Origin of the sequence: Nocardia sp. NPDC005998 (assembly GCF_040614395.1) — a bacterium.
Lineage (GTDB): Bacteria > Actinomycetota > Actinomycetes > Mycobacteriales > Mycobacteriaceae > Nocardia.
Genome location: NZ_JBEXUI010000016.1, coordinates 50,433 through 63,294 on the forward strand (window position 1 = coordinate 50,433; position 12,862 = coordinate 63,294).

The following is a 12,862-nucleotide window of genomic DNA, read 5'->3' on the forward strand; positions in this document are numbered from 1 at the left end:
CCATGTCGGGCCGGACTGTGTCGCTGCCGGGTTGCCTGGCTACGTTCCGTGTTCCGCAGTATGGCGGATGTCTCACCATTCCGGTCTTCCTAGTCTCGGTGACGCCGATAGGTGAGAAAGGAGGCCTCGGCTGCTTGCAAGATCTCGCACCCGAGCGGTGCCCGGGCAACTTCGGCGACCGCGTAGCGGTTGAGCTTCCAAGCATGCTCCTAGCGTTTGCTCGCGCTACAACAGAATTCGATCGAGGCGAAAAGTCCCGAGCTCGCATCGGCCCCTCGAACAATGAAGCGTATCGACGCCGACAGGTCGGTCGACCCCGAAAATCCCATCGCATTTGGCTTTGAATACGGGGAATGGGTTGTTCCCGCGACTGTGGCGATCACCTTCTGGCACGCGGCATTTCGCATCCGACGAGCACCTTGGCCCACGGACGGGTGTGTGCGCCCGCGCCACCGGTGGGCGGTGCACTCGAATTTCGATCATTCGCAGTTTGATTCATGGAGGACACGATCGTGAATTCTGCCCGGATGCGCTTGCGCGGCGACGGCGCATCGGTGAGCTGCCCGTTCTCGGGTGAGTCCACCAGATGTGGAACGCCGCGTATGCCAAGCGGCGCCGACCAGCCCGTCGGCGACGACAACGCGACGCTCGATTGTCCGAATGCGATGAGCTACGGCGACTATCTGTCTCTCGGGGCGATCCTGAGCGCACAGCAACCGCTGTCACCGGATCCCAACGAGTTGCTGTTCATCATCCAGCATCAGACGACCGAGCTGTGGATGAAACTGGTACTTCACGAGCTTCGTGTGGCACTCGAGGCGATCCATAGCGACGAGCTGCCACCCGCGTTGAAGGTGCTCGCTCGGGTGGCACGGATCTTCGAGCAGCTCGTACAGGCGTGGAATGTGCTCGCCACGCTGACGCCCTCGGAGTACTCGGCGATACGGCCGTATCTCGCGCAATCGTCTGGATTCCAGTCCTATCAATATCGGCAGCTCGAATTTCTGCTCGGCAACAAGAACTCGCACCTGCTCCGTCCGTATGCGCACAGTCCGGAGGTCCTCGCTCAGGTGCGCGCGATGCTCGACGCGCCGTCGTTGTACGACGAGGTGGTCCTGCTGCTGGCTCGGCGCGGCTTTCCGATTACGCCCGCGCGGCTCGCGCGAGATTGGGCGCAGCCGACGCAGCACGACCAAACGGTTGAAGATGCGTGGATCGAGGTGTATCGCAAGCCGCAGAAACACTGGGAGCTGTATGCGATGGCCGAGCAACTCGTTGACCTCGAGGACATGTTCCGGCAATGGCGCTTCCGTCATATGACGACAGTCGGACGCATTATCGGTCTCAAGCAGGGGACCGGCGGAACGAGCGGGGTGCAGTATCTGCGGAAGGTTCTGGATGTCACGTTTTTTCCAGAGCTCTGGCACGTGAGGACGATTCTTTGAGTATGCCTGCCGTGAGCGGGAACTAGGCTCATGGATCTTCGACAGCGGCAGGACAATTGGCTGGCTACACGGCTCGCATTGCGGCGCACCGTGCCCAGAGTGCTTGTATACGCTTCGGTTCCACTGTTGGGATTCGATTGGACATGGCGGCATGGGCCATGCTTTACGGGGTGGCGATTTCGCGGTCGGATTGCGGCCGCGGGATGAGTTCCACGGCTCGGCCCGGTCGGCCCGACGACGCGCTCCGCGACCCAGCTCGGGCTCACGCCAGAACGAAACCTAAGTCAGGTTTCTCGGCTTCCCCACCCTCGCTGCGGCACTGGCCTGCTACAAGGAATCTGGCGGAATCAGCGACATGCGACACTGCTCTAAGGCCGAAACAGTAAGCCACAATGCGAGTTCCAGCCACCGATGTCGGCGGCGCTCCAAACAACCGCCTCGTTACCGATCGCGAGGTCGATGACGTGTTGAGATCCCGGATCGTCGAGAGGATCGGCATCCCAGCTCTTGCTCCAGCCGAACGGCACGAGGTGGACGTGTATGCCATCTTCCCTCAGGCGTTTCGCCAGGTGCGACAGCGCATCCGTCTCGATGGCCGGGGAGGGTGGATACTCCCGGACGGCCGTCCACGCAGCTGAGCAATGGGCGAATCCGTCGATGACGGTGATCGCCGCGTCAGCTTCGAGGGCAATCCGGTAAACAATCTCAGCGGCTGTATCGGCCAGCACGATGTCTCCGCGTTCCATGCCGACTCTGACAAGAAGACAGTCGGAGAATACGGTGGTCGAAGACAGGGATCCTGGCTCGAACTCTGCCGCGCCTGGGTCCGTGGCTGTGATGGTAGCCGTGTATTCGACTGTGTGACAGCGGCTGCAGTAGATACGCATTTCTTGGCCCCTTGCTGCGAGTTAAGTCGGAGGTGCGGTCGATTCCGCGTGGGTTTGTCAGGGCCGCTGAACGATGGGTCGCGATACCGAGCCAATCGAGTCCGGCGACCTGGCCATGGGCGAAGTCGGCGTCATCCAAACGTCCTGCCCCCAAGGACAATTCATCGGTCGACGGGACCGAGAAGCTGAAGTGGTCGACCAGCGGGCTCGATGAGGACATGCGAACCTCCGCTATATCGGTGAAATTGCGCCGCGATGCACCGTTCAGGTTTCCTGCGACTCCAAAGCCATGATGTCGCGAGCAGCCGTACCCGAACTCTAGAGCGACAGCAGCGCAATTGGTGGTGTCGCAGCGGACAGAGTTGGTACTCTTTGCGACATGGAAGTCGCGGTCTTCGTCGTCGACGGAGTGGCCGATTTTGGATTTGCCGCTGTGCTCGAGACATTCAATATGGCCAATGCCGTACTGAACGACCTGGAATGCCCGCCGGCACCTTGGCACGTCCACACAGTGTCACTTGGTGACGGCGTTCGGTCAGGTCACGGACACCTGATACCGACCACATCACTGAACGATCTGAGCACCGAAATCGATGTGATGATCGTGCCCGCGGTCGAAGTCCTCGATGCCGAGGCCCTGATCGGTCTGGTCTCGGCCCGCGCGAATCGCCCTATACTGGAACGAATTTCGGCCACCCGGCAGAGCGGAGCACACGTTGCCGCCGCGTGTACCGGAACATTCTTCCTGGCCGAGGCTGGTGTACTGGACGGCCAACCGGCGACCACGAGTTGGTGGCTCGGCCCCACCTTCCGGCGTAGATATCCCGGAGTTGATGTGCAGGAGGGCCGCACGCTGTGCCGCGCGAGTGGGGTGACCACCGCGGGAGCGGTGTTGTCGCATCTGGATCTTGCGCTGTCGCTGATCGTTCCCGTCAGTCCGGCCGTGGCGGAACTGGTCGCGAGATACATGACGGTCGGCAGCCGCAGGACGCAGATCGAGTTCGCAATACCAGAGGTAATCGCCCGAGGCCACTCGCTGGTGGCATCGTTCGAGCGTTGGGTGCGCGATCGCATTGCTGATCAGTTCTCGATCGCTGATGCGGCCAAGGCTCTTGGCGTTACCCCTCGCAGTCTGCAACGCGCGACCCAGGCCGAGTTGGGCATGTCCCCAAGAGATTTTGTCGACGAGATTCGGTTGGAGCGAGCAACGCGACTCTTGCGGACGACGTCTCTGACAGTGGACGCGATTGCAACCAAGGTTGGTTATCTCAATGCTGGTACGCTGCGCGCACTCTTTCGGCGACGTCGTGGCCGGACCATCGCCGAAGTACGTGCTTCCGAGACGTATTGGCAGCCCGCCTCCCTGCGGTAGCGAGCCGTCTCGAAGCCGTGTCGCCTGCCAGCGTGAAGGGTTCTGGTGCGGAAATCGTGACGCTGCTGGTCGAGTGTTGCTGTTGGGTGCTGATCTGATCGGCCCATTCGTGACCGGCTGGAATGGGCCGATCGCTTTCAAGTTGGGTCAACAAGAATTCTGACGAGTCAGACCAAGCGCCACCTGAACCCGCGACTGCAGCTCGAGAACACTGACTTTCTAGTAGGTCGGGCTCAGGTCGGCGCTCGCTCGGCCGGGCGCCCCACCATTGGGGTCGGGATGGCATACGCGGTGCCGTCGTGTCGTCACCAAGGAACTCAAGGGTCACGAATCACATTGTGGTGCTGGTGATTTCATCAGTAGCGACGGGTGCGAGTCCCATCATCAGATGGGTCACTGTCGTCTGCAGAATGTCGAGGTTGCCGTACAGTCGGGAGACGAGCAGCGCGCCTTCAAGAGAGCCGATGATGACGTGCGCCCTCTCGTGCGATGATCCGGCGAAGGTGAGCGTGCCTTCTCTTCTGCCCTGCGTGAGCACTTCGGAGAGCCATGCTTCGTTCCGGTCGAAGAAGTGGATCACCGACCTCTGCATCGGATCGGACAACGTCGAATACTCGGCAGCGAGCATGCCGCACAAGCACATTCGTTGTTCCCGTAGGACGCCGATATACAGGCTCGCATAGTATTCGAGCCGTTGCGGAGCGCTCTGCTCGTCGACGGCCGACAGTGCCTCGAAGAAGCGGTGCTCGTACCGTCTGATGAGTGCCAGGCCGAGTTCCGCCTTGCCTGGAAAGTGGTAGTGCAGAGCGGGTTTGGAGATCGACAGTTCGGCGGCGATGTCCGCGTAGCTGAATCCGTTGAACCCGCGACTCTGCACGAGCCGTTCGGCTGCGTCGAGGATGTGCGACCTGGTGCTGCTGTCGCCGCTCGCGGGGCGTGGCGTCATCGTCGGTTACCCCTTGACTATCGGGCGAGCACTGATGAGAATCTGACCTACTGGTAGATCAGCATAACTCCAGCAGGATCAGCAATGACACAGGTCCCTTCTGATTTGGCATAGAAGCCGCAATGGTGTCGCAGCGCCATCGATGCCACTGCGAGACACTTGGACGCTTGCCCGGCCCGCTGCGATTCCGTTCGAGCGCGAAGCTCGGCGTTGTCAGTGCCGCTCGGAGGTTGTGGTCGCGAATCAGAATGAACCGAGCGGGAAGAGGGGGAGGCAGCCGATGTCGGTGAAGTAGAGGACCTGATCGAATTGTCCTCTCCGCCAATCACATTCACGTGACCGTGATGTTCTCGACAGGTCGCGGCCGCAGACAGGTCATGGGTTGTCCACAGGCAGCCCCATTTTGCCCACAAGAAGCTGATCGGCCTCTCGATTCCCAGGCAGTAGACATGATGGAAATGCACTTCGAGACCGCGTCGCAGGTCGAACCAATGAGGCACTCGGAGGTTGGTGTGTCTCCCGACACTCGCAAGCACGGACTGATCGGCCAGCTGATCGGTCGCAAGGAGGAACTCGACCGGATCGACCGGTGTCTGCGAAAGACGACGACGGGGCGTGGCGGGATTGTCATTCTCGAAGGCGAACCAGGCATCGGCAAGACCGCGCTGCTGGCGGCGGCCACGCGAGTGGCGGCCGCGCACGATGTGAGAGTTCTTCGCGGCGAAGCCAAAGAGCTCGAACAGCGCGTATCGTTCGCCACTCTGAGCGCCATCGCAGCGGCTTCGGGCGAGCGCCCCCCAATAGCTGTACGACCGGACATGAACCCTGACAGCGTGGCGATCGGTCAAGAGATGGCGATGGTCGAGTCCTTGGTCACGGCCTTCAAGGACAGTTGCATGTCGGGGCCCACCGTGTTGATCTTGGACGATGCGCAATGGGCCGATCCATCGAGTCTGCTGACGTTGCAGCGCCTAGGCGAATCCGTTGGTGAGCTTTCGCTTTCGATAGTTCTCGCGCTTCGGCCGTTGCCGCGCGATAAGAGTCTGGCGTGCGTGCTCGGTCAATTCGAGTCGTGGGGTGCAGAGCAGCTGCGGCTCGGTCCGATGAACGATGCGGAAGTGGCCGCGTTAGTGGAAGACTCCCTCGGCCTGCCCGCCGGACCGCGTTTGTCCGCCGCCGTCTCAGGTGCTGCCGGAAATCCACTCTATGTCATCGAACTGGTGGCTGGATTGATGCAGGCCGGCTTGATCGAACTCGGCGAGATCAGACCCGACCCAGCGACATTCAAGGCAAAAGGGCCTGGTGAAATCCGGCTGCCTGAATCGCTGACCGATGTGATTGTGCGCAGGCTGGATTATCTACCTGCGCAGTCACGGCAGGTTCTGCCTATGGCGGCGGCCTTGGGGCCAGGTGTCGAGGCGATCGAGCTGTCGTCGGTGCTCGGAGCGGCACTTATCGACGTGTGGAACGTGATCAGTGTGGCGGTCGAGGCGGGAATCCTGGTTCGTGCCGGTTCGGACTTGGTCTTCCGGCACGATCTGATCCGCCAAGTTCTGGCCGATCAACTCCCGCCGTCGACGCGCACGACGCTGCAGTTGCGGGCGGCGCGTGTCCTGATGTCGATGGAGGCGCCGGTCGAGCGCGTCGCGACCTATCTGCTGGCAGGCGATGCGCCGCTGGATAGTGCCGGTTTGGACTGGGTGGTCGAAGTTGCGGAGAGACTGACGGTTCGCGCTCCCGAGCTGGCAGTAGGTCTGCTCGATCGGGCCATCGGGTCTCCGACACTGGACACCGCACGCTGCGATGTGCTGCGACTGTGGCATGTCAGGGCGCTGTTGTGGAGCGGAAATCCTGGGAAGGCCGAGGTAGTAGCGCGGCGGGCATTGTCGGACGATGCCGCCTCGACAGGTCAGGAACCAGCGGCCGGCAATCAGCTCCACTGGCTGTTGGCTCACGCGTGCTTCGCCCAAGGAAACGTGGCCGCTGCCGTCGCTGTCGCCGAATCCGTCCTTGCCCGGCCTGGCCTCACGCCGATACAACAGGGCCAGTATCACGGGTTCCGCGCCTTGTCCTACCTGCTTCTCAGGCGCCGAGATGTCGTCGAAGAGGCGTCGGCATGGGCGATTTCGACTGGTGAAGCCTGCGCGGATCCCATCGCGTGGGGACTGGGTGCCTTCGCGCTCGGCCTACTGCGGTATCACCAGGGATTTCTCGGTGAAGCGCTGGAACTCGGCGATCGGCTGGTTCGAAGCTACGAAGATAGTGGCCGTCGGCGACTTTCCCATATCGACCCGTACTCGCTGAGCGGTCGGTGCCTGACCGAGCTCGACCAGTACGCGGCGGCAGAGAAGACGTTCACACTGGCAATTCGATTGAGCGAAAGTACCTCCGGGATGTATCTCGGGTCCATTCGGCTGGATTTGGCGCGCATGCACTACTTGGAAGGCCGCTGGGACGATGCCCTCGCCGATGTTCGAGTCTGCCAGGACGGAACGGACATCTTCGGATATGCCGCGACCGCCGAGTGCTTCGTCGCTCTCGTTGCAGTGCGCCGTGGCACCTTCACCAGTGCTCCCGAGTCGCTGCCTACACCAGACGACCGGCTGGGCAGTCGCAATTCTCGCCATCTGCGTCCCTGGGTCCATGCGCTGGTGTGCGAAGCCCAAGGCCGTCCGGATCAGGCGCTGGAAGCGGCGTCGGACATCTGCGATCAACTCGCCGAACCGGCGGCTTCCGTCGCGGTGTATCCGCTGTATCCGGATCTGGCGCGGCTGGCAGTTGTGGCCAACAGGCTTGATATTGCCAGCAAGGTCGCTGGCGCTGCGGAAGCGCTGGAGGCGCGTTACTTCACACACAGCCGCCACGCGACTGCGGTGCTGTGCCGTGGGCTTGCCGAGAGCAGCATCGAACTTGTAGCCGAGGCCGTAGAGTCATTTCGGCGTGCCGGTCGGCCTTGGTATGAAGGACAGGCGAACGAAAACCTCGCCGTCTTGCTCGCGAGCAATGGCCGACTGGACGAGGCTCGGTCGGCACTGGAAAGGGCGATCGAACTGTACACGCGCTTCGAGGCCGAATGGGACATTGCGCGGGCCGAGGCACGTTTACGCGATTTCGGGATACGGCGCGGTCGCCGCGGGCCCCGCAACCGGCCCAAGACGGGCTGGGATGCGCTGACGCCAACCGAGCGGAAGGTCGTCGCGCTGGTGGCGCAGGGACGGTCGAATTCCGATATCGCGACCAGGATGTTCCTGTCCCCGCGCACTATTCAGTCACACGTCTCCAGCATTCTGGCGAAGCTGAATCTGCAGTCGCGGGTCCAAGTGGCGATCGGCTTGGCCGGGCAGAGCTCGTAATACGCCCGACTAATCGCAAATATGTGGGCGGATTGCTCGGCGATCTGGTCGGGGGATAGGGGCCGGTCGTGGTCGAGCCACCGGACGATTCATTGTATGAATCGAGATCGCCTGCGGCGCAAGACCGCCCACGCAGATGCTCGGCCCACTCTGTAGTACGGGCAACAGCTCTCAGCTAGTGCCCCGTCCAGACAGATTGCTGCGCTACCCACTTCGGCTGCTCATCGAGCGTAGTCATTGGGCGGTCAAATACAGCCTGCGCGAACACCATTCGACTACGTTCGACAAACCCCGGCCCAGGGCTGGATACGGCAGGAGTTATCTGGACGCGGCACTAGTAAGTGGTAGATTCCGTTGGTTGGGCGGCAGTAACAGGCTCGCAACGGCAATCGCGCAGGCGAGCCCCGCCGCCAGAAAGAAGACCAAATTATAACCAGCAGCGACGGCATAAAGGGAGGTCCCGGCTTCCCGCGCCACTGTGGCCCCGGCGGCAGTGGAGAGTGCAGCCAGGCCGATCGAGCCGCCCACTTGATTGCCGGTGGTTGCGAGGCTGCTGACAATCCCGGTATCGCTGTCGAGGGCATCGACCGTCGCCGTAGCCATGAGCGTTGGAAAGGTCAGCCCGATACCGACCGCGACGAGCAACGTCGGACCGAGCACGCCGAAGAGGTAGCCGCTGGCGGTGTCGGCTTGGGCGAGCCAGACGAAACCGGTTAGGAGACAAGCGCATCCGATCAGCACCAGCGGGCGCGGCCCTGTTCGCGGTAGCAGCGTCGCAGCCGCTCGCGCGACAATCAGGAATGTCATCGCGGCCGGTGTTTGCCCGAGTCCGGCGCGAAGTGCGTTGTAGCCCAGCACGTTCTGCAGGAACAGCGGCGTGAAGCACCACATTGCGATGGAAATTCCGCCGAGCAGCGCCAGCATGCCGACCCCGACGGCTACTCGCCGGATTCGGAGGAGCCGTACGGGCATCAGTGGCTGACCTGCAAAGCGCCCCTCTACCACGACAAAGACCGCGAGCAGCAGGAGCCCCGCTCCGATCGGACCAAGTACACGGGGTGAAGTCCAGACGTGATCGGCGGTTTGCATCGCTCCGTATATCAGGGCGGCCAACCCTGCCGTTGCCGTGATCGCACCGCTGAGGTCGAGCGATTCACTCCGGCGGGTTTGTTTGTTGGACAATGTAATTGACGCGAGTGCGATCAGAACCGCGCCGATCGGCACGTTGATCAAGAAGACCCACCGCCACGACAGGCCAGTAGTGATGACTCCGCCCGCGAGCGCGCCCATCGTCCCGCCCACGCCACCCGCAGCAGACCAGACACCGAAAGCCCTCGCCCGCGCATGCTTTTCGGTGAACCTGGTGTTGACCACCGCCAATGTCGCTGGTGCCATCATCGCCGCACCGACGCCCTGTACCACGCGGGCTGCCACCAGCATCTGCGGCGCACCCGCCAGACCACCCGTCAGACTCGACACAGTGAACAAAGCCAACCCGCCGACCAGCATCCGACGTTGGCCGAACAGATCGGTGGCCCGGCCGGCCAGCAACATGAATCCGGCGACGGTGATCAGGTAGCCGTCCACCACCCAGGCCAAACCGGTGGCGGTGAAACCGAGATCATGTTGGATCGTCGCCAACGCGATGTTCACGATGGACGCGTCGAGGATGACCATGAACTGGCTGACCGAAACCAGCGCCAGAACCAACCGTATGTGATCGGTGCGCGGATCGGCCTGGCTATCGACTTCGACCGGGGTGTTGTTGGACTGGTACAAGTTCGGTCACCTGAGCTGGCCGGAAAGGTGGAATACTGCACTCGCCGGGATGCCCAGGCGCTGTGACCATGCCACGGCTTCATCCAGAGACGGGGAGTTTTCGATCAGCCGAGCGGCGGCGAGAATGGCGGGGAGTTTTCCGTGGTCCAGGAGTATTCCCACTGATATGGCCGCCGAATTGCGTAGCTCCGGCAGATCAGCCAACACTTTCAAGTCGCGGACCTCGGCATTCGAGAGATCTGAGCTGCGAAGGGTCGAGACGGTGCGCAGCGGTGTGATATCGACAGCGGCCGTGGTCTCCACGACCTCGGGATCGCCTTGTACATCGGATGCCCCAGCGTCCTGCCCGCACACAATCAGTTTGGTTGGAGCTGGTCGACCGGTGCGGACCTCTGCGAGGTCAACTCGGGGTTCCGGTGGCCGATCACGAAATGCCTGCGGACGGTCTGCGTGGGACTTGATGTCGAAAGGTTTGAGTTCGCCGCGGTTTTGCGCATGATCCGGAGGATGCCGGGCTTCGTCCTCGACGGTGGGTGATAGTGGTCGATGTCGTCGACAATCCGACCGACCGCGTTATATGCGACCCCGGCCCAAATCATGGAGCGAGGACCCATTCCTTGTGCGGTCAGTCTTTTCGCGGACGTCCGGCACGAATCCAGCATCGGGCAGCTGAGGCAAGTGCTGATGGCCATATGCCAGGCCTTCTTCGAACCGACGTCGAGATCCCAGTTGTCCGGCCGCATCGAGCAGGGCGGCTGGTGGGCTGGTCGCGCGGAGTCTGCTGGTGTGATCGGAATACCTGGCATCGCAATTCTCGGTTCATGGACGGTTATGCAAATGCTATGAACGAGGCGGAGGCCGAAACATCCGCGAACATACGTAGATTCGCCGGCTGGGTCCGGTCGGACCCAGGTCACGGCGCTTCCCAAGTTTGGGGACAGGGGAGTCGCGGTCTCGGCGGATGTACCGTTTCGGACGTGAGCGAGCCGAATCTTCCAGCGGCGGATAGTACGGCGTTGTTCGTGGTCACGGCCGCGGGCGAGATCGTCAGTCCGGAACATCAGGTATGCCTCGACCCGGCCGAAATCGCCTTCGGCCGCGCGTGCTGAAACGGCGGTAATGCTATGGCCAAGAACAATCCTGTCGGCCAGATGGGGAACCAGTGGGCGCAGCTCGCCGAGAAGGCGGGTAATGGGGAGATCCGATTCGACCCCAAGGTCGCCGCCACCGTGGCGGCGAAGATCATCGCTGTTCTCGAACAGGTGGCACACGTCGAGAGTCAAACGGCCGCAGGTAGATTCGCCCTGCAAGACCGCTCCTTCGCCCTGCAAGCCGGCTCCTTCGGACTGCTGCCGTACGAGGCGGGCGATCGGCATCCCGGTGACTATCAAGGCGGCGGGCCGAGTCCCGGCGAGCAAACGCGGCTGATCTACACCACCCTTGCTTCGGACATCCTGAAGGACGGCCTGCTCAGCCATGCGAAGGTGCTCAACGAGATGTTGGACACCTATCTCAATATCGGCAAGATGTACCCGTCCACCGACGGCGCCTCGGCGGCGATCTTCGACGATGCCGCGAAACGGCAGGCGGCCCTGCTGAATCCGTCGGCCTCGACTGCCCCCGCCGGCGCGGTCACGTTGGACACGAATGCCCCTACCGAAAGACTGACGCAAGACCCCGGGCCGACGGCCAATTCGCATGACTACATCGACCGCATGGACCACGTCCAGATGGTGGCGGCGACCCTGCCCACGTACTACGGCGGCAAGGGCGACAACAAGACCGTCACGCCGCTGGACGCCACCCAGCTGAGCTATCACGATCTGTATTACCTCGGCCATACAATGGACCCGCAAGCCACGGCCTCGACAGCGGGGTTCTGGTGGCAGATGGCGGGCCAGCTGTATTCCCGTTTCGCGGAATTGAAGTCGGTGCTGGGCGACCAGAGTGTCACGCAAGCGTGGGACGGTGCGGGCTATTCGGCAGCCGTCAAGTCGATGTCCACCTACGGCGAGCAGCTCGATGCGCTGACCGGCGGCATGTACGGCGCGCACGACATGCTGATGCACGTGGCGAGCTGGATGAACGTCGTGAAGCCGCAATTGCCGCAGGATCCGGTTCCGCCAGAGCAGCAGAGCGTCTCCACCGTCGAGGTGCAGGCGCTGGGCACTGGGGACACTCGTCCCTACCTCGATGCGTACGAGAACGGATACGCGAAGAATGTCGTCACCGAACCGTCGTCATATGTGCCGCATATCCCGCCTGCCGCGCCGGTGACCTCTGCCGCGACGAAGGATCCGGGCCCTGCGGGTCCGCCTGGGCAACCGGTCGGCGGCTTGGACACCAGGGGCCCCGCTATCGGCGTGCTGCCGAACACCGGGCCCAGCATGACCGAGCGGCCGGACACGGGGCTGTTGGATGCGGACCAGTATCTCCACGACAGGCTTCGGGGCACGGACCCGAGTCAGCCCCCGCCCGCGGACCCGAGTCAGCCTCCGACCGCGAACCCCAGCGATCCAAGTAACCCGAGCCAATCGCCCTATTCTACGAAACCAGCGGCAAGTCCGTTGAGCCAGGCGGAAAACGGGCTGGGGCAGGCGAATTCGGCGGGACAGCGAGGGACGCAGCCGAATTCGCCGAGCGCGAGTAGTTTGGCGAATCTGACGAACGCTCATAAGGTGGCGGTGGGCAAGCCGAAAACCGGCGCGCTCGGTGGCGGTGGCGGGGGAGGCGGCGCGGGCATCAAGGCCGCCGAGTTGGCGAAAGAGACTGCGCAGGAAGCCAAGTTGTTTCCACGCGCCGCGGCCGAGGCCGAGAAGGACGCGCTGGCCGCGCGGGCAGGCATGGCACCGCAAAGCGGGTATGGGGGCTATCCGGGCGGCATGGGTGGCGCCAAGCCGGCGGGAGAGGACAAGGAGAAGAAGCGCGCCGAGTACCTGTCCTCGAAGCGGTATCTGGGGGAAGCCTTCGGCAAGCCGCCAGCGGTCGCGAAACCGGTTGTCGAACAATGACACTCGACACCGCACGGAAGTGGCAATGCGGCGATCTGGAGTTCCTGGAGCGGTGGCGGGCGTGCACGG

9 protein-coding genes are annotated in these 12,862 nt (G+C 62.7%); 5 read left to right on the forward strand and 4 right to left on the reverse strand.

What is annotated here, in order from left to right; genetic code table 11:
• Positions 1-497 precede the first annotated feature (497 nt).
• Entirely contained in the window at positions 498-1,445 is a 948-nt protein-coding gene (kynA, locus tag ABZ293_RS22205; protein ID WP_355183372.1) for a tryptophan 2,3-dioxygenase, read from the forward strand.
• Between the two features lie 368 nt (positions 1,446-1,813).
• On the opposite strand, the gene ABZ293_RS22210 is transcribed toward kynA, so the two are convergent.
• Positions 1,814-2,332 (reverse strand): threonyl-tRNA synthetase editing domain-containing protein, encoded by a 519-nt coding sequence (locus ABZ293_RS22210; protein WP_355183374.1) that lies wholly within the window; start codon positions 2,330-2,332, stop codon positions 1,814-1,816.
• Positions 2,333-2,711: 379 nt separating this feature from the next.
• On the opposite strand from ABZ293_RS22210, the gene ABZ293_RS22215 reads away from it, so the two are divergent.
• Entirely contained in the window at positions 2,712-3,704 is a 993-nt protein-coding gene (locus tag ABZ293_RS22215; RefSeq protein ID WP_355183376.1) for a helix-turn-helix domain-containing protein, read from the forward strand.
• Between the two features lie 331 nt (positions 3,705-4,035).
• Here the strand turns inward: ABZ293_RS22215 and ABZ293_RS22220 are convergent, their stop codons facing one another.
• Positions 4,036-4,650: a TetR/AcrR family transcriptional regulator gene (locus ABZ293_RS22220; RefSeq protein WP_355183378.1), complete on the reverse strand. Its 615-nt coding sequence runs from the start codon at positions 4,648-4,650 to the stop codon at positions 4,036-4,038.
• A gap of 512 nt (positions 4,651-5,162) precedes the next feature.
• On the opposite strand from ABZ293_RS22220, the gene ABZ293_RS22225 reads away from it, so the two are divergent.
• Positions 5,163-8,003, forward strand: coding sequence for an AAA family ATPase (locus ABZ293_RS22225; RefSeq protein ID WP_355183380.1), 2,841 nt, complete (start codon positions 5,163-5,165; stop codon positions 8,001-8,003).
• Between the two features lie 318 nt (positions 8,004-8,321).
• Here the strand turns inward: ABZ293_RS22225 and ABZ293_RS22230 are convergent, their stop codons facing one another.
• Complete coding sequence (locus ABZ293_RS22230; RefSeq protein WP_355183382.1) at positions 8,322-9,713, reverse strand: MFS transporter; 1,392 nt, start codon at positions 9,711-9,713, stop codon at positions 8,322-8,324.
• A 75-nt stretch (positions 9,714-9,788) separates the two neighbouring features.
• Positions 9,789-10,085: a hypothetical protein gene (locus ABZ293_RS22235; protein ID WP_355183384.1), complete on the reverse strand. Its 297-nt coding sequence runs from the start codon at positions 10,083-10,085 to the stop codon at positions 9,789-9,791.
• 674 nt (positions 10,086-10,759) lie between these two features.
• Between ABZ293_RS22235 and ABZ293_RS22240 the strand changes: the two genes are divergently transcribed.
• Together ABZ293_RS22240 and ABZ293_RS22245 are read left to right on the forward strand one after the other, a co-directional pair.
• Positions 10,760-10,891 carry a hypothetical protein gene (locus ABZ293_RS22240; RefSeq protein WP_354953877.1) on the forward strand — a complete coding sequence of 44 codons (132 nt, stop codon included), beginning with the start codon at positions 10,760-10,762 and terminating at the stop codon, positions 10,889-10,891.
• Between the two features lie 15 nt (positions 10,892-10,906).
• Positions 10,907-12,793, forward strand: coding sequence for a hypothetical protein (locus tag ABZ293_RS22245; RefSeq protein WP_355183386.1), 1,887 nt, complete (start codon positions 10,907-10,909; stop codon positions 12,791-12,793).
• Positions 12,794-12,862: the final 69 nt, after the last annotated feature.

What these genes read in the sequence shown, in the direction of transcription:
- kynA (WP_355183372.1), top strand. Translation starts at nt 498, where the DNA reads ATGGAGGACACGATCGTGAATTCTGCCCGGATGCGCTTGCGCGGCGAC.
- ABZ293_RS22210 (WP_355183374.1), bottom strand. Translation starts at nt 2,332, where the DNA reads ATGCGTATCTACTGCAGCCGCTGTCACACAGTCGAATACACGGCTACC.
- ABZ293_RS22215 (WP_355183376.1), top strand. Translation starts at nt 2,712, where the DNA reads ATGGAAGTCGCGGTCTTCGTCGTCGACGGAGTGGCCGATTTTGGATTT.
- ABZ293_RS22220 (WP_355183378.1), bottom strand. Translation starts at nt 4,650, where the DNA reads ATGACGCCACGCCCCGCGAGCGGCGACAGCAGCACCAGGTCGCACATC.
- ABZ293_RS22245 (WP_355183386.1), top strand. Translation starts at nt 10,907, where the DNA reads ATGGCCAAGAACAATCCTGTCGGCCAGATGGGGAACCAGTGGGCGCAG.